We start from the raw sequence: 16,291 nt of genomic DNA, 5'->3' as shown, positions 1-16,291 counted from the left end.
CGTACGCGCTCACCGGACAACTCCCCCATTTTCGCTCCGCGCTGGCCTGCGCATTGGCCACCAAGCACACGCTCAGCCGAAGCGGGCTGGAACGGACGTCGTACGGACCATCTGCGGGCCGGGGCGGCCCGGGACCATCTGGGTTGCCTCGAGGTGGGCCCCGCCAGGGAGGAGCCCGGTCGCCGCGACCGGGAGGCATCACTGCACGACCAGGACGCCGTGCATGTTCGAGTGGTAGGTGCAGTGGAACGGGTAGCTACCGGGCGTCATGGGCGCGGTGAAGGTCCCGGTCGCGTCGCCGGTCACCTGGGCGTCGAAGGCGTCCCCCTCGTCGGCGGTGACGGTGTGCGCTTCGCCGTCCATGTTCATGACGCTGACCGTCGCCCCGGGGCTGACCGACTCGGGCACCTGGTAGCCGAAGTCCTCGATGTGGATCACGACCTCGGCCGACGTACCGGGGCTCGACCCAGCGGCCGACCCGGAGGACGAGGACGACGAGCTGGCCGAGGAACTCGTCGCACCGGCGGCCGACTTGCTGGACCCGGAGTCCGAACCGCACGCGGTCACCAGTGCGAGCACCGCGCCGCACAGCGCGAGCAGGACCGCGCGCCGTCGGCCGGACCGGTGGCTGTTTGTCTGTGTCATGGCTCGTGCACTCCTCGTCCGGGTCCTGCGCTGGGATGGCCCGGGCCAGGCCGGGGACAGCGGGTCGGTGTTCATTCGTGGCCGGTCCAGCAGCCAAGGACGATCGAGGCGACCTCGTAGGCGAAGGCGCTGCGCCGCTGGCCGTTGGCCCCGAACTCCTCGGGGAGGCCGGTGGCGTCGACAGTGAGCGTCATGGCGTCCTTGACGACCACCACCGTCCCGGTCGGTGTGCTGAACGCGCGCTCCCCGAGACCGAGGGCGGCCGCGGCGCCCGTCAGTTCGGCCTGCCGGCCGTCGAAGTACTCCGCCGCCGCCGCGGCGTCCGGGGACTCCTTCACCGAGAGGACCAGCGGGCCCATCGGCAGGGAGTAGTCGCAGGTGAAGAGCTGGTCGGCCCAGGTGGAGTCGGTGACCGGAGGCATGCTCAGGGCCAGCGCGCGGCTCACGTCGCCGACGACGTCGGCCCCGCAGACCATGGCGGCGGTGCCTGATGGTGGCGCCTGGTCGACGGCCGATGGGGACGACGACGGTGGCGCAGCCGCGGCCGCTCCAGGGGCGGCGTCGGCGCTCGCGCATCCCGCGAGCAGCAGCGGGACGACGAGCAGGCCGGTGCGCCAGAGGTGGGTGCTCACGACAGGCTCCTTCCGTGGCGCCGCCGTCCGTCCGGCATCACGCGGGGTGGCTGGAGACGAGGGAGGCGTAGGCGACGATGTTGTCCAGGTAGTTCCGGGTGCCGGCGTCGAACTGACCGCCACAGGTGATCAACCGCAGGGCGGCGTTGTCGGTGTTGCCGTAGACCTCCAGCGTCGGGAACGAGTCCTTGGGATAGGACACGACGCGGTCGACGGCGAAGACGGCGGCGGTGCCGTCCTCCCGGGTGACGGTGATCTCGTCACCAGGCACCAGGTCGCCGAGGTCGAAGAAGATCCCGGGGCCGTACTCGGCGGAGTCCACGTGACCCAGGAGCACCGCGGGCCCGAGTGCGCCGGGGGTCGGTGAGCCGGTGAACCAGCCGGCCTGGGAGTTCTCCGCCAGCGGCGGGACCTCGACGGTGCCGTCGGGGTTGAGCCCCAGGTCCATCAGGTCGGAGGAGACCCCGATCGCCGGCACCTCCACGTGGGTGGGAACGGCGGCTGGCAGCAGCAGCCCTCGGGTGGCGGGGGGCTGCTGCCCGCCGGGATCGGCGACGGTGGTGCTGGCCGGCGGTGCCGGCACCGCCGCCGATCTCGGCGCGCCCGCCGGGGGGGTGACTGCCGCCGACGCCGGCGGCTGGGGCGGTGACTGCTGGGCGTGCAGAGCCACACCCAGCGCCAGCGCCCCGGCCAGCACCAGCAGCGCAGCCAGCACGACGGCGGGGAGCCGACCACGTCGGCCGCGCTGCAAGGTACCGGACATCAGACGTCAGCCACCCGTGCCCGTCAGGCCTGCGTCGCGGACCGGCGGCGCAGCGCCAGACCCCCGGCCACCGCACCGGCGGCCAGCAGCCCGCCACCGAGTGCCAGCAGGCCCTGGTCCTCCACCCCAGCCGTGCTGCCACCACCGGTGGCGGCCGAACCCGACGGCATGCTCGACATCTGCGACGCGGTCAGCGTGCCGCACAGGGCCGGCGAGGTGGCCGCGAGCGGCAGCGACGGGACCAGGTCACTGGGCTTGCTCTGCGCCGCCGCCGGCAGGGTCGCCGGATCCAGACCGTGCACGACCACGACCGCGGTGCCCGCCTGCAGCGACTCGAGGGTCGCCGCGTCGAGGGTGAGCGTGCGGTCGTAGCTGTACGAGTCCCCCGAGGGTGCGACCTCCAGCGTGGTACCCGCGGCGGGGCTGGTGTCCCCGGACGTGCTCAGCGTGGTGCCGATGGCACCGTAGGACGGGCCGCCCTCGGTGGTGCTGATGACGCCGTCCCCGTCGGTGTCCGCGGCGGGCGTCGGGCACTCGCCCTTCGCACCGATGTGGATGTGCTGGACGTGCGGGTACGGCGAGCCGTTGAACATCCCGGCCAGCCCGCTGACCTCCTCGGTGACGGTCGCCTGATCACCGTTCAGCTGGAGCATGACGCTGCCGGAGGCCCCGGACCCGTTGAGGGCGTCCAGCTGCGCCTGGTACGAGGTCGTGTCGGCCGCCGACGCGATGCCGGGCAGGGCCATGACCGCGATGCCCATCGCGATCGACGGGGCTGCGAGCAACAGGGACTTCTTCATGCTGTCCTCCTGGAACAGGGTCGCCGGTGACCCGGCATGGAAGTGAGCTCGAACGTTGTTCACGGTGCATTCGAAAAGACGCGTCACACCGGATTGCCCGAGATCCGAGAAACTTCCGGCAGGAAGGCAGACACATCGCCTGGCGGTCGCGGGGTCGGGGCGCCTGACCGGTCTGGTGCCAGCCGTGCTTCTGCCGTGGCCTGATCCCCAGCTGGTCCGCCCCACGTGGCGATGGCGGGTCCATGGACTCGTGCAGCAGCAGCTGGATCTGTTGCCGGCCGATCTGCAGCGCGGGTAACCGGCGATCGGCGCTGATGATCGTCCGCGCCCTCCCCGGCGAGGACCCGTGGGCAGGCCGCGACACGACCGCCGACTGGAGGTGCGTCAGCCCCGCCGACGTGCTGGCCGACGTAGGCAACGACGCCACCGCAGCGCACGTGGCGTTGGCTGCCCTCGATGTCACCTGGGCGTTCTCTCCTGCCCAGCCGCTCGGCGGGCGCCGATCTGCTCCGGGGAACCGTTGAGGGCCGGCGCCGCATGGACCACTCGCCGGTCGTCCTCGACCTGACGGACGTGCGGGCCACCAACGGTGCCGGCCTCGGCGTCCTCTCTACGCTGCGGACCTCGATGGCCGACTCCGGCGGCCGGCTGCTGGTCCAGGACAGACGGCAGCGGTTCAGCGCCGGTGCGCCGGCCCCAGCAGTGCCTGCTCCACCGCCAACTTCCACGAGCCGACCTCGTCCTCGGTGATCTCGCAGGGCGTCAGGCTGCGCCGAGCTCGCACACCCCATCGGCTGCCCTGATGCCCAAGCCAGCCGGGACGCCGGGCCGGCAAGGGACCGCGCAGCCGATGTGGCCGCCCGGGCAGGGCGGAGCCGGTGCCAGGACGGCCCGCCTCGAGCAGCAGCGACGGAGAAGCGCGGCTCTGTAGCTTGCTCGCATGGCTGTCGACCCACGAGGTTCAGATCTGACGCGCTTCCTGCACGAGGACCCCGGTGGGCCCGTGGTCATGCTGAACCTGCTCCGCTTCGCGGACGGGGGACGTGACCTCTACGCGCAGTACGCCGAGGCACTCAGCGCCACCTTCCTCCCCCGTTACGGCGGCGACGTGCTGTACGCGGGTGATGGCTCGACCGCACTCGTGGCGGAGACCGGACAGGAGTGGGACGCGGTCCTCCTCGTCCGCTATCCCTCGCGTGCTGCGTTCAGCCGCATGGTGGCCGACCCGCAGTACCAGCAGGTCACGGCGCTGCGCACGCAAGCGCTCACGGAGGCCGTGCTCCAGGCGACCAACGCCTGGTAGGCCGACCGCCCGTCCGCGCCGACCACTACAGCTGGTGATCCGACCGACCTCCGAGGAGTTCCGATGCCCACCGCAGCGTCCGTGATCGTCTTCGACGTCAACGAGACCCTGTCCGACATGAGCCCCATGGCGCAGCGGTTCACCGACATCGGCGCACCCGCGCACCTGGCCCCACTGTGGTTCGCCAGCCTGCTGCGAGACGGCTTCGGCCTGGCCGCCGCCGGCGCCCATCGCCCCTTCGCCGACCTGGGCGCGGACGCACTGCGCACCGTGCTGCACGGCGCGGACCTCAACCGCGACCAACCGGCCGCCATCGACCACGTCATGAGCGGATTCAGCGAGCTGACCGTCCATCCCGACGTGACCGACGGCATCCATGCCCTCAGGCGGTCGGGACACCGCCTGGTCACCCTCACCAACGGCTCGATCCAGGTGTCGGAGACGCTGTTCGCCAACGCGGGGATCCGCGACCAGTTCGACACCCTGCTGTCCGTGGACGACGCCGGGATCTGGAAGCCGGCCCGCGGCGCCTACGAATACGCAGCCCACACCTGCGGCACCGAACTGTCGGACATGCTGCTCGTCGCAGTGCACCCGTGGGACATCGACGGAGCGGGCCGGGCCGGCATGACCACCGCCTGGATCAACCGCGCCGGTGCTCCCTACCCCGAGTCCCTCACCCCACCGACGATGCACGCCACCAGCCTGACGGACCTCGCCGGCCAACTGAGCTGACTGTCTGGGTGCAGTCGGCCCAGCGTCCACCGTTCGTCCCAGTGAGACGTTGCGCTGCTGGGGCAGCGATGCTCCAGGTCAACGTCAGGGCGCCACCGAGGGCGCGAGTCCACCCAGCTCGCTCTGGCGGCCTGGTTGGCTGCCGAGGCTGGATCGTCGGGACTCGTCGGCACGAGCCTGGGAAAGACGCGAGCGGCGGCCCGGTACGAGTCGTCCGGGAGCAGGACGTAGCACGGCGCTCACGGGAGGTCGGGCAGGTCGGCGAACCGCTCATCGGGCGTACCTGGGGTCTCCATGCCCCGACGGTATGGACCGACGCCACCAGAGGAAGGGCAGCCACCGGAGTCGAGCGACGCGCCGGCCGTGAGCGAACGTCGGGGACTGCCCCGAGTTCAGGCCTGGGTCCAGCCCGCAGCTCAGCGTGCTTCCGCGATCCGATTGATCGCGGTCAGGGTGGCCGGGATGCCCTCGTGCGCCTCCCGTGTGCGGTCGGCGATGCGCTGCTCGGCTTCCTCGCCGAAGCGCTCGCGGAACATCGCGAGCCCGTCGGGGAGGAACTCCCAGGACTCGGTCACCACCGTGCCGCCCTCGACGGGGGTGAACGTGAAGCCCCAGCGGACGTAGGAACCGCCGACCACGAAGGCGAACTCGCGGCCGCGGTCGGCCACCACGACCTGGCTGCGGGTCTCCCGGGTGCGTTCGGGCAGTTGATTGCGCCCGGGAAACCAAGCGCCCACGCGCGCGGACCCGCCCTCGTCCCATCAGCAGGCTCTGCAGATCGGACTCCACTCCGCGGTCCGGGTCACGTCCGCCACCATGTCGTACAGCGCATCCGGCGAGCACCCGACGGCGACGGACTCCGCACGGGTCAGGCTCACCGGCGCAGTCTCCCAGCGGACCACCGAGCCCCGATGCTGGGGCTACTTCTTCAGTCGCCGGCTGCCACCGTGCCAGTCCTCCTGCACCCCGACCTCGTCGACGTCCACGCCGAGGCCGCGTAGCTGGGGGCGTTCTCGCAGGCTGCGCTTGAGTTCCGCGAACCCGGGGAACGAGGCCAGGCCCACGACGTGGTCCCACAGCCGGACGGCGTCCTGCTCGGCGGGCAGCCGGCTGATCACCGGCCCGAAGAACGCGACCCCGGTGGGGGGCTGGAAGTGGATGATCGGGGTGCCGACGTCCTTGCCGGTCAGTGCCAGCGCCTCGTCGGTCTCGGCCCGGATCACCGGGTCGAACGACGGATCGTCCACAGCCTCGGCGAGCTCGGCGGGAAGACCGGCCTCGGCCAACGCCGGTTCGACGAAGCCACGGGTGCCCCGGCGCTCGCGGGCCCCAGGGGTGTCCTCGGTCTCGGTGGGGACGTCGAAGATGCGCTGCCCCAACGCCGCGTACAGCGGGCCGACCGCGGCCGGGCCATGCTCGGCACGGGCCCGGGCAACCACCCGCAGCAGCCGCAACCCGGCCGTGTGGCCAGCCTCGTACTCCGGCGGGAACTGCGCGTCGTAGTCGACGTCGGCGTTGATCATCCGCAGGGAGATGAACCGCCAGTCCACCGTGTACTCCCGCTGCCTCATGACGCTGCGGACCCACTTGCTGGTCATCCAGGCGAAGGGACAGACCGGGTCGAAGTAGAAGTCGATGTCCGCAGCAGCCATGGCCCCGAGGCTAACCGCGCCACCAGCGCTCATGAACCGATCCGCCGGCCGCTTCGGGCTCGCCATCCACCGACCGTTTCCGAGCCGCCCGCAACCCCATCGGCGCTCGGTCTCGGCCCCGCCGGGGCCCGGGCGGGGACCTGCTGCGAGCAGCCGGTCAGGCCGTCCGGGCGGGTGAGTGATGCCCGGACCGACCCAGAGGACACCCCTTCGTCCCGGTGGACCGACCACCACGACCCCTGGCGGCGGCCGGACGTACCTTCCGTGCATTCGTGGTGGCCGGCGCCGGCAACCGAGCTGTCCGCTCCGTGAATGGAACGAGCCGATCCTGGCTACGGAAGGACCGAGCGCGGCCCGAGGTCCTGACGTCGGACCCGCCCCAGGACCTGACCCGCAACGAGGGGACATCCCTGTGGCTCCGCCCTTGCAGTCGCGCATCGCGCCAGCCGGGGCCGGTGCGGCGGTCGCGGAGCTGGCCCGGTCGACCGAGGAGGTGGCCGTCGGATCCGACCGCGCCTCGGCACTGCTGAACACGGTGGCCTGACCTGACCCGGGCCCGGGCCTGGCAGCCGCTGGGGCAGACGCGGGGTACCGCGGGAAGGCCGTCGGTGTGACGCCGGCGTGGAATGTCCGGGTGGACGCCGGCCGGGCCCGACCTGGTCCTCCGCCTCCAGATCGGCGCCGGGCTGAACGTCGGCGACCGATCCAGCTTCTACGGCGGCACCGACCCCGGGTACGTCGACTACCCGACCCTGGACCGAGCCGCCTGATGCACGTCCGGCCGGCCCGATGGATCCGACGGTGATCCACCGGGCCGACCGGGGGTCGGCGCCCGGCACCGGCCCGTGGCGGTGGTCGGCGCTGGCCATGTTCGCCGTGGGGTACGGGGCCAACCACTTCGTGCCGCTGCTCACCGTCTACCGCCGCACCCTGGCTCTGTCTGATGCCCAGGCGACGGCGATCTTCGGGGTGTACGCCCTCGGACTGATCCCCGGGTTCCTCGTCGGCGGCCCCGCCAGCGACCGCTACGGACGACGGCGCATCATGATCGCCTTTACGGCCCTGTCACTGGTGGCCACCACAGTCCTCATCGCTGGGCGCACCGGAACGGCCGGGCTCTACGCCGGACGGCTGCTCACCGGCGTCGTCTCCGGCACCGTCTTCACCGTCGGGACCGCCTGGGTCAAGGAGCTGTCCGGTGGTGGAAGTGGGATCGCTGCGCGCCGGGCAGCCGTGGCGCTGACCGCTGGGTTCGGAGTCGGGCCGCTGGTCGCCGGTGTGCTCGCGCAGTGGGCGCCGCTGCCCACCGTTCTGCCCTACCTGGTGCACCTCGCCCTCGGCGGCACCGCGCTGGCGCTGCTGCCCCGCGCGCCCGAGACCCGCCCACCCTCACCCGGGGGCCGTTTCCAGATCCTGCCGCCCGCTGCCCGGACGGCCCGCTTCCGCGGAGTCGTGGCACCGATGGCCCCGTTCGTCTTCGGCAGCGTCAGCCTCGCCTTCACCACGATCCCCGCGCACGGCACGCGGCCCCCGCCCACGCTCGCCGTCGCGGCCACCGGCGTTCTCGCCGCCCTGGCCTTGACGGCCGGACTCGCCGGTCAGCGCTGGGGACGGCAGCTCCAAGGGTCGGTCGCCGACCCGCAGGACGTCCGGCCGGCCGTGGTGGGACTGGCCGTCGTGGCCGGCGGCTACCTGGCCACCGCGCTGGCCACCGCCCGACCGGGCCTGGGCACCGGAGCGCTCGCTGGACTGCTGCTGGGCTGCGGATACGGCATCTGCCTGGTCGTCGGACTCCGTGAGGTCGAACGACTGGCCTCGGCCGACCAGCTCGGCGGCCTGGTTGCCGTCTACTACAGCCTCACCTACCTCGGCCTGGTCATTCCCTACTCACTGGCACTGGCCGGCCCCCACGTCGGCTACCCCCGCGCCCTGCTCATCGTCGCCGCCCTGACCGCCCTCACCCTGCTCGCCGTGCTGGTGAACGGACGGCGACAACCCAGGAGCTGACCAGGCCTCCGGCCTGAGGCGCGAGCCCCAGGACGGACCGGGGGATGTCGGCCGTCTTCGATCTCCAGTGGGTGGAGCGACTGGACGCCTCGGAGCGCACCCGGACACCGGCCGGCTCAGGCGCTGGTTCGCCTGGCTCGTCTTCGCCGTCGCCGCCCTGGTGCTGGTCCCGGTGGGCATAGCGTTGATGCCGCGTGAGCCAAGGGATCAAGCCCAGTACGAGCCGTCTCCTGGGCTGCTCCACAGCCGGGTACTGGATGACGCACGCTCCCCAGCGACCTGCGTTTGAGCAGGTCAGCACAGCGTTCCGGCGGGAAGTGCTCATGATCCCTGGGTCGTGGGTTCGAGCCCCACCCGCCCCACCGCTACATGTGCAGCTTCAGGGGCTTGTGGAAGATCAGCGATCTTGACGATCGGGTCCCGCACCCACACGGCGCCCACAGTTCGCGAAGAAGCGTGGGCCTCGTGGGCGGCGTCCACGCGGTCGGCGAGCCCACCGGGGTCGTCGTCGAACAGCCCGGAGTAGACGTCCAGGGTCATCGCGGCGGAGGCGTGCCCGAGCATCCGCTGGACCGCTTTGACGTTCGCTCCGCTGGCCACCAGGAGGCTCGCGGCGGTGTGCCGGCGTCGTGCGGACTGAGGTCTGCTGGGGGGGTGCAGCGGGTGCCTAGGACAGATCCCTCCCATTGTCGGCCAGTGGGACGCGGCGCAGCCTCGGTTCGTGGCCATCGGTCACCACCTACTGGAGCGATCGAGGACGCCACGATGAAGAGCACGATCGAGTTCGACCGCGACGGACTGACCCTGGTCGGCGACCTGTTCACCCCGGAGGGCTTCAACGAGAACGGCTCCTACCCGGCCGTGATCGTGCAGGGCTCGTTCTCCTCGGTGAAGGAGCTCATGCCCGACACCTACGCGGAGAAGTGCTCCGAGCAGGGGTTCGTCGCCCTCGCGTTCGACTACGCCCACTACGGCCAGAGCGCCGGAGAGCCCCGCCAGCTGGAGTCGCCGGCGGAGAAGACCGAGGACCTGCAGGCCGCCGTCACCTACCTCACCGGCCTGCCGTACGTGCAGCGCGTCGGCATGGTCGGCGTCTGCACCTCCGCCGCCAACGCCGCCTACCTCGGGGCGGCCGAGCCGCGGCTGGGCGCCTTGGCCACGGTCGCCGCGTTCCTGCCCAGCCCGACCATCTTCACGATGATGTACGGCGGCGGCGAAGGCCTCACCGCCCGTCGGGCGCAGGCCCAGGAGTCGCGCCGCAAGTTCGAGCAGACCGGCGAGGTGGACGTCGTGCCGGCCTACAGCGAAACCGACCCCTCCGCGATCAACTACGGCCCGGCCGGTTCCTTCGAGTACTACCTGAACCCGGCGCGGGCAGCCATCCTGGCCTACCGCAACGAGACGGCCCTGATGAGCCTGACGGAGTTCCTGCAGTTCGACCCGGTCAGCCAAGCACCGGCCATCAGCGTGCCCACGATCGTCGTGCACTCGACGAGTCGGCCTTCCCCGACCAGGCCAAGGCGCTCTACGAGGGCATCCAGGGCGAGAAGGAACTCGTGTGGGCCGACGGGAACCACCACGACTACTACGACGCCCCGGCCCAGATCGACAACGCCGTGGCCAACGTCAGCCGGTTCTTCCGCACCCACCTGGCCGCCTGACCCCTCAAGGGCAACCTGATCCACGACCAGCACCGCGCCCGGGACGACTCCCGTCCCGGGCGCGGCGCGTCTACCGAGGCAGTGAGTGATGTGACCGCGAAGCACCCGCACCTGGTCGAACTCGGGCAGTTCCTCCGAGCCCGACGGGCCGACGTGACCCCCCAGGCGTTCGGGCTGCCCGAGCGTGATGCGGCCGTCCGCCGCGTCGCTGGCCTGCGCCGGGAAGAGGTCGCCGACAGCGTGGCGATCAGCCACGACTACTACACCCGCATCGAGCAAGGCCGACTGGCACCGTCTGAGCCGGTTCTGCAGGCCATCGCCGACGCCCTGCACCTGACCCCCGACCAGCGGGAGTACGCCGAAGGCCTGGCCCGGCAAGCCGGCCGGCGCACCCCTCCCCGCCGCCGCACCACGCCCGTGCGCCCCCAACTGCAGCGGCTGCTTGACCAGCTCACCCAGACCCCGGCCTTCATCGTGGGCAGACACCTGGACGTCCTGGCCTGGAACAGCTTGGCCGGCGCGCTCCTGGCCGACCTGGACGCGATGGCCCCACACGAGCGCAACTTCGTGCGGATGGTCTTCACCAACCCCCGCGTGCGGGACCTCTACGACGATTGGGAGTCCGTGGCCCGCACCAACGTCGCCCTGCTGCGCCGACAAGCCGCCGACAACCCCACCGACCCCCGACTCGCCGCACTGGTGGGTGAGCTGTCCCTGGTCAGCGCGCAGTTCCGGCAGTGGTGGGCCGCCCGCCACGTCACCCACCCGTCGTTCGGCACCAAGACCATCCGCCATCCCGAACTCGGTGAGTTCACCCTTGACTGGGACGCCTTCGCCTACACCGGTGACCCCGAACAGCAGCTCGTGCTGTGGTCAGCCGAACCCGGCTCCAGCTCCTACGACAAGCTCCGCATCCTCAGCTCCTGGGTGGCACCGCACACCCCGCGGGACACCCCGACGGGTGCCCTCGAACACGCCGACATCCAAGACTGACCCGGCGGACGTCTAGAGCAGCGCTTGCGGCTCCCGCAGGTCAGGCTGTGCTCGGGCTGCCGTCAGCGTGCCGCGGCCAGCGCGTTGATGTCGCTGGTGGTCACCACCCCCTCCGGGACCCCGCCGGTGACCGCCGCCAGCATCGCCCGCCCGATTGCCTCGGTGTTCGTGATCTGGTTGGGCATCAGCCGGTTCAGCAGCGGGAACACCGGTCGCAGCACTGCATGGAACGCGCCGTACAGGCGCGTCTTCGTCTGGATGCCATGCAGCGGCCGGACCACCCCGGGCCGGAAGAGCCAGCTGCGCAACGGCAGCGCGGCGACGGCGTTCTCGGTCTCGCCCTTCACGCGCGCCCACATCAACCGGCTCTTGGTGTCCGTGCCCTGACCGGAGACGTACACGAACGCCGACCCGGGTGAGGCATCGGCGACCGCACCGGCGATGCCCACGGTCAGGTCGAAGGTCAGCCGGCGGTACTCCGGCTCCCGCACACCGTTGGAGGAGACACCGACGCTGTCGAAGGTCGCATCCACCCCGGCCAGGTGCTCCCCCGGCGCCGCGAGGTCATCGGTCACCACCTGGTGCAGCTTGGCGTGAGTGAGGTCCAGTGCCCGGCGGGCGACCACCCGCACCTCGCCCACGCGCTCATCGCGCAGGCACTCCCGCAGCACCCCCTGCCCGACCATCCCACTCGCCCCGAACACCAGCACGGTCGATCGGTCGGTCGATCCGTCGATCACGCCGGCGAGTCTGGCACCCGAATCCCATATACCGCCTAGCAGCGCCGCCGAGACCACCGGCGACGCTGCCCGATGGGTCTGCTCGAGCGCGCGTCTCCGTTCGACCTCGGTCATGACCAGCCATGGCACCAACACCGCCACCGCCCACCGCCTACCGCCTACCGCCTACCGCCGAGACCGCCGTGAGCCGGCAACTGCCCGGACAGCTGGGAGCTTGCTGGGGCTGGTCGGCGTGTCACCGGGTGGGGTGGGGAGCCGCATCGGGTCGCTCGGCTTCGAGCTGCGTGACCGCGACCAGAGGCACGCCCAGGTCGCGCACCTTGGCCAGCAGGCCGTGCAGTGCTGCCTGGTCGGCCACAGGGCCGGTGAGGACGGTCGTGCCGTCGGAGGCGCGGGTGAGCGTCATGCCGTCGAACCAGGTGGCCCATCGGGGTGCGAGGTGCGTCCCGAGGCGGATCTCGTAGCGGCGGGCCTCGGAAGGGCCGACGCTGGCCTGCTTCGTCATGGGATTCCCCTGTCCGGTACCGCCGAGGGTGCCTGGAGCCGCTCCGGCACCGCGCGTGCGGAGTCGAGCTGGGTGCGGTGACCGGTCGCAGGCCGGATGCCCCCGAGCAGCGGGTCGACGGCGCTGGCGACGGCCGGGCGTCGGTGCGCACTCCCGCGCGGCGCCGTCCGCCCGCCACGCGGACGTGCTCGTCTCGTCAGGCGTCGCGGCGTCGGAGCACCACGGCCCCGGCAAGCAGCGGGACGATCGCGTAGGCGGCGATCACGAGCAGGCCAGTGGCCGCGGTGAGCTGCTCGCCGCCGGAGGACAGCGAGTCCTCACTGCCGCCGAGGAACGCACCCGAGGCCGGCAGCGGCAGGTAGCGGGCGATCGTCTCCACCCAGTCCAGGCTGACGAAGGCGAGGACGCCGGGCAGCAGCAAGAGGACAGTGAGCGCGACGGTGATCGCGCCGGCGCTGGAACGCAGCAGCGTGCCGACGCCGAGGGAGAACAGCGCCGCGGCGATCAGGAAGTACACCGTTCCGCCGAACACCTGCCAGGTCCGGGCGTCGTCCAGGGCGGGGACGAGGTCGTGCTCGGCGAGCTGCGGCATCGTCACGAGGTAGGACAGAGCGATGCTCAGGGCCGCGACGGCCCCGGTGAGGACGCTGAGCGCGATCGCCTTGGCCAGGAGCACCGGCACGCGGGTGGGCACCGCGGCGAACGTCGAGCGGATCATCCCCGTGGAGTACTCACCGGTGATGAGCAGTGCGCCGAGTACAGCGATGGTCAGCATCCCGATCTGGAAGCCGCCGGAGACGAACTCAGCACCGTTGGTCGTGGCGAGCGTCGGTGCGGTGACCGGGTCGGCGGCCATGGCGTCCACGGACGCCGCGACGGCCAGGGAGATCCCGGTGATCAGGACGACGGTGGCGCCCAGCACCCACCAGGTCGAGCGCAGCGAGAGCAGCTTGCGCCACTCGCCGCGCAGGATGCCGAGAAAGCTCGGTCGAGCTCCCACGGCGGGCCGAGCGACGGTTGGGTGGACGGCGGCGGCAGTGGCGGTGACCGTGCTCATCGGTCTTCCCCCTTCGGGGCGGTCGGGGCGGTGGCAGTGACGTCGGACCGGTACTCGACCGCGTCCTGGGTGAGGGCCATGTAGGCCTCCTCGAGGCTGGCGCTGCGCGGGCTGAGCTCGTGCAGCGCGATGCCGTGGGCGCAGGCGAGCTCACCGACGCGCTCGGCGTCGATCCCGCGGAGCTCCAGCGCGCTGGGCGCCGAAGAGGTGACGGCGGCGCCGTCGGCCTCCAGGAGCGCGGCGAGCTCGGTCGCTCGTGGGGACCGCACCCGGACCGCCGCCGCCGACACCGAGTCGATGACCTGCTGCACCGGGCCGGCGGCGATGATCCGGCCTCGGCCGATGACCAGAAGCTGGTCGGCCGTCTGCGCCATCTCGCTCATCAGGTGCGAGGAGAGGAACACCGTGCGTCCCTCATCAGCCAGGGACCGCACGAGCCGCCGCACCCACTGGACGCCCTCGGGGTCCAGGCCGTTGACCGGCTCGTCGAGGATGAGCGTCCGCGGGTCGCCCAGCATCGCCGAGGCGATCCCCAGGCGCTGCCCCATCCCCAGCGAGAACCCGCCCACGCGCTTGCGGGCGACGGTCGCCAGGCCGGTCATCTCGATGACCTCGTCGACCCGCGCGGCCGGGATGTTGTGCGTGGCGGCCATCGTGCGCAGGTGCGAGCGGGCGCTCCGGCCGGTGTGCACCGCCTTGGCGTCCAGCAGTGCCCCGACCTCGCGCAGCGGCGCGCGGTGGCGGGCGTAAGCCTTCCCGTTGACGGTGACGGTGCCCGACGTCGGCCGGTCCAGGCCCATGATCATCCGCATGGTGGTGGACTTGCCGGCGCCGTTGGGCCCGAGGAACCCGGTGACCGAGCCCGGTTCGATGGTGAAGCTGATGTCGTCGACGGCGGTCGTGTCGCCGTAGCGCTTGGTGAGCTGGTGTGCCTCGATCATGACGATGCCCTTCCTGATGTCCTGGTGAGCGGGGCCGCCCGTCCAGGCTGGGCCTGGGCGATGCGGACGACGACGTTGCCGCGCTTGCGCCCGGTGTCGACGTAGCGGTGGGCCTCGGCGATGTCTCCGAGGTCGAAGGTCCGGTCGCGGACCGCCCGGAAGGAGCCGGCCTCGGCGAGGTCGACCAGCGCAGCCAGGTCCTCGGCGGTGCCCTGCCCGGGGCCGGCGGTGACCACGTGGTCGGTCCGCCGGCTGCGTAGCGGCGCCCGCAGCAGCCCGGGCAGGTCGGTGATCACCAGGAGCAGCGCACCACCCGGCTTCAGGAGATGTCGCACCCGCTCGAAGGAGGCGTTGCCGACGCAGTCGACGATCACGTCGTAGGTCGCGGCCTCCGCGGTGAAGTCATCGACCGTGTGGTCGATCACCCGGTCGGCGCCCAGCTCGGTCACCAGGTCGCGATTGCCGCCGCTGCAGACGCCGGTGACGTGCGCGCCGGCGGGCTTGGCGAGCTGCACCGCCGCGCTGCCCACGGCGCCCGACGCCCCGTTGACGAGCACCGTGGCACCCGGTGCGACGTGAGCCTGGCCGAGGAAGCCTCGAGCGGTGAGCCCACCGAAGACCAAGGTCACGGCGTCCTCGAACGTCATGCTCCGGGGCTTGAGCGCGATGGGGCCGTCCTGCCGCACCCGGGCGTACTCGGCATGTCCGCCGAACGCGCCGCCGAGCATCGCGATCACCTCGTCACCGGGGGCGAACCGGGTGACTTCGGAGCCGACGGCCTCGACGACGCCGGCGACGTCCATGCCCAGCACGGGCCGCTTTGGCCGGAAGGCGCCGATGCCGACGGCTGCGAGCAGCCACAGCCCGCGGGGCACCTCGCGGCTGCGGGCCCGGTGGTCGGCGGCGCTGACGGTGCTCGTGTGCACCTGGATCAGGACGTCGTCCCGGCCGACCGGCGGGCGCGGGAGCTCCTCCACCCGGACGTTGTCCGGACCGCCGAACCGGCGGTAGACCGCGGCCCTCATCGGACGGCCTGCCCAGCCTGCAGCGCGGCGACGGCGCCGGGCTTGAAGCCCTTGACGATCAGGTAGACGCCGAAGGACAACTCGAACACCGCGACCGGGACCGCGGCGACCAGGGCCAGCGGGGACACGTTCTCGTAGACGCCGAAGAAGATCGCGAGGTCGGAGGCCAGCAGCAGCGGGGCGCCGACGAACGCGATGAGCGGCAGGAGGCGCGGCACCAGGCCGGACCGGTACAGCACGTAGCCCAGAAGCAGGTCAACGAAGACGGGCATCAGGCTCTGGGAGAGCAGGAACGTCCAGGTGTAGACGGCGACCAGGGTGTGGCCCGTCGTGAGCAGCGAGGCCGGGTCCGTGCCGGTGGTCCCGACCACGTCGGTGCGCAGGGTGACGATCGTGAGCATGCTGACGGCGCCGACGAAGATCAGGCTGGTCTCCACGAGCCGGGCGGTCACGATCCCCAGCGCTGCGCTCTGGTTCTGCCGCTTGAGCACCGGGAACAGCACGACGGCGGTGCTGATGCCGGCCAGGCCGATGACGACCTCTGACAGCGCGCCCACCATCACGCCGGTGTCGCTGCCGGCACCCAGGAGGAAGGCGCCGACGTCGTCCTTCACCGGCTTGTACAAGCCCAGAGCGGGGATCGAGACGAACGTGAGCAGGTAGAGCATCCCGGCGATGCGGGCTCTCCGCCTCATCAGGTCCGGCGACGGTCGGGTGGGTGCGGTGGTGGGTGCGGTGGTGGGTGCGGTGGTGGTCATGGCGTGTCCTTCACAGGTCAGCGGGGCCGTAGCGCTTCGGGACCGACCCCGCGCACGTGGATGTCGGTGGACGT

General features: G+C 71.8%; 19 protein-coding genes and 1 pseudogene. 7 read left to right on the top strand and 13 right to left on the bottom strand.

Features of this window, described 5'->3' with window-relative positions; all coding sequences use genetic code 11:
* Window positions 1-198: 198 nt before the first annotated feature.
* The 4 genes from FHL80_RS25125 to FHL80_RS00475 form a co-directional block, all read right to left on the bottom strand.
* Complete coding sequence (locus FHL80_RS25125; RefSeq protein ID WP_216870305.1) at window positions 199-645, bottom strand: cupredoxin domain-containing protein; 447 nt, start codon at window positions 643-645, stop codon at window positions 199-201.
* Window positions 646-716: 71 nt separating this feature from the next.
* Window positions 717-1,277, bottom strand: a complete 561-nt coding sequence (locus FHL80_RS00485) for a hypothetical protein (protein WP_138731518.1) — start codon at window positions 1,275-1,277, stop codon at window positions 717-719.
* A gap of 37 nt (window positions 1,278-1,314) precedes the next feature.
* On the bottom strand, window positions 1,315-2,040 hold the full coding sequence (locus FHL80_RS00480) for a class F sortase (RefSeq protein WP_138731517.1): 726 nt from the start codon (window positions 2,038-2,040) through the stop codon (window positions 1,315-1,317).
* Window positions 2,041-2,063: 23 nt separating this feature from the next.
* Complete coding sequence (locus FHL80_RS00475; RefSeq protein ID WP_138731516.1) at window positions 2,064-2,840, bottom strand: hypothetical protein; 777 nt, start codon at window positions 2,838-2,840, stop codon at window positions 2,064-2,066.
* Window positions 2,841-3,780: 940 nt separating this feature from the next.
* On the opposite strand from FHL80_RS00475, the gene FHL80_RS00470 reads away from it, so the two are divergent.
* Both FHL80_RS00470 and FHL80_RS00465 read left to right on the top strand, forming a co-directional pair.
* Window positions 3,781-4,143, top strand: coding sequence for a DUF1330 domain-containing protein (locus FHL80_RS00470; RefSeq protein WP_138731515.1), 363 nt, complete (start codon window positions 3,781-3,783; stop codon window positions 4,141-4,143).
* 63 nt (window positions 4,144-4,206) lie between these two features.
* The gene (locus tag FHL80_RS00465; protein ID WP_138731514.1) at window positions 4,207-4,878 is read left to right on the top strand and encodes a haloacid dehalogenase type II; all 672 of its coding nucleotides are present in this window, start codon (window positions 4,207-4,209) and stop codon (window positions 4,876-4,878) included.
* Window positions 4,879-5,294: 416 nt separating this feature from the next.
* On the opposite strand, the gene FHL80_RS00460 is transcribed toward FHL80_RS00465, so the two are convergent.
* Both FHL80_RS00460 and FHL80_RS00455 read right to left on the bottom strand, forming a co-directional pair.
* Complete coding sequence (locus FHL80_RS00460) at window positions 5,295-5,615, bottom strand: hypothetical protein (protein WP_216870304.1); 321 nt, start codon at window positions 5,613-5,615, stop codon at window positions 5,295-5,297.
* Between the two features lie 183 nt (window positions 5,616-5,798).
* Window positions 5,799-6,530: a mycothiol-dependent nitroreductase Rv2466c family protein gene (locus tag FHL80_RS00455; protein ID WP_138731513.1), complete on the bottom strand. Its 732-nt coding sequence runs from the start codon at window positions 6,528-6,530 to the stop codon at window positions 5,799-5,801.
* Between the two features lie 412 nt (window positions 6,531-6,942).
* On the opposite strand from FHL80_RS00455, the gene FHL80_RS26610 reads away from it, so the two are divergent.
* From FHL80_RS26610 to FHL80_RS00450, 3 genes are all read left to right on the top strand, one after another.
* Window positions 6,943-7,074: a hypothetical protein gene (locus FHL80_RS26610; protein ID WP_281283412.1), complete on the top strand. Its 132-nt coding sequence runs from the start codon at window positions 6,943-6,945 to the stop codon at window positions 7,072-7,074.
* A gap of 82 nt (window positions 7,075-7,156) precedes the next feature.
* Window positions 7,157-7,300 carry a hypothetical protein gene (locus tag FHL80_RS25120; RefSeq protein WP_216870303.1) on the top strand — a complete coding sequence of 48 codons (144 nt, stop codon included), beginning with the start codon at window positions 7,157-7,159 and terminating at the stop codon, window positions 7,298-7,300.
* 31 nt (window positions 7,301-7,331) lie between these two features.
* Complete coding sequence (locus FHL80_RS00450) at window positions 7,332-8,537, top strand: MFS transporter (protein ID WP_216870302.1); 1,206 nt, start codon at window positions 7,332-7,334, stop codon at window positions 8,535-8,537.
* Between the two features lie 444 nt (window positions 8,538-8,981).
* On the opposite strand, the pseudogene FHL80_RS27265 reads toward FHL80_RS00450, so the two are convergent.
* Window positions 8,982-9,181: pseudogene (locus FHL80_RS27265) on the bottom strand (tyrosine-type recombinase/integrase); the annotation flags it as partial.
* 121 nt (window positions 9,182-9,302) lie between these two features.
* Here FHL80_RS27265 and FHL80_RS00435 point away from each other — a divergent pair.
* Together FHL80_RS00435 and FHL80_RS00430 are read left to right on the top strand one after the other, a co-directional pair.
* Window positions 9,303-10,217: an alpha/beta hydrolase gene (locus FHL80_RS00435; protein ID WP_216870301.1), complete on the top strand. Its 915-nt coding sequence runs from the start codon at window positions 9,303-9,305 to the stop codon at window positions 10,215-10,217.
* A gap of 62 nt (window positions 10,218-10,279) precedes the next feature.
* Entirely contained in the window at window positions 10,280-11,191 is a 912-nt protein-coding gene (locus FHL80_RS00430; RefSeq protein ID WP_216870300.1) for a helix-turn-helix domain-containing protein, read from the top strand.
* Between the two features lie 62 nt (window positions 11,192-11,253).
* Here the strand turns inward: FHL80_RS00430 and FHL80_RS00425 are convergent, their stop codons facing one another.
* The 6 genes from FHL80_RS00425 to FHL80_RS00400 form a co-directional block, all read right to left on the bottom strand.
* Entirely contained in the window at window positions 11,254-11,931 is a 678-nt protein-coding gene (locus tag FHL80_RS00425; protein WP_216870299.1) for a Rossmann-fold NAD(P)-binding domain-containing protein, read from the bottom strand.
* Between the two features lie 235 nt (window positions 11,932-12,166).
* Window positions 12,167-12,436 carry a DUF8691 family protein gene (locus FHL80_RS00420; RefSeq protein WP_138731510.1) on the bottom strand — a complete coding sequence of 90 codons (270 nt, stop codon included), beginning with the start codon at window positions 12,434-12,436 and terminating at the stop codon, window positions 12,167-12,169.
* Window positions 12,437-12,632: 196 nt separating this feature from the next.
* A complete protein-coding gene (locus tag FHL80_RS00415; RefSeq protein ID WP_138731509.1) occupies window positions 12,633-13,493 on the bottom strand; it encodes an ABC transporter permease subunit in 861 nt (286 codons plus the stop codon).
* Window positions 13,490-14,434, bottom strand: a complete 945-nt coding sequence (locus FHL80_RS00410) for an ABC transporter ATP-binding protein (RefSeq protein WP_138731508.1) — start codon at window positions 14,432-14,434, stop codon at window positions 13,490-13,492. Before FHL80_RS00410 ends, FHL80_RS00415 begins: the two co-directional genes overlap by 4 nt.
* Window positions 14,431-15,459, bottom strand: coding sequence for an NAD(P)-dependent alcohol dehydrogenase (locus tag FHL80_RS00405; protein ID WP_138731507.1), 1,029 nt, complete (start codon window positions 15,457-15,459; stop codon window positions 14,431-14,433). Before FHL80_RS00405 ends, FHL80_RS00410 begins: the two co-directional genes overlap by 4 nt.
* The gene (locus FHL80_RS00400; protein ID WP_138731506.1) at window positions 15,456-16,217 is read right to left on the bottom strand and encodes a DUF4386 domain-containing protein; all 762 of its coding nucleotides are present in this window, start codon (window positions 16,215-16,217) and stop codon (window positions 15,456-15,458) included. The genes FHL80_RS00405 and FHL80_RS00400 overlap by 4 nt, the downstream gene beginning before the upstream one ends.
* Between the last annotated feature and the right edge of the window lie 74 nt (window positions 16,218-16,291).

It is taken from the genome of Modestobacter excelsi (assembly GCF_005930495.1).
GTDB lineage: Bacteria > Actinomycetota > Actinomycetes > Mycobacteriales > Geodermatophilaceae > Modestobacter > Modestobacter excelsi.
The sequence above is the reverse complement of the archived record's forward strand: the minus strand, read 5'-3'. Positions and strand labels throughout refer to the sequence as shown.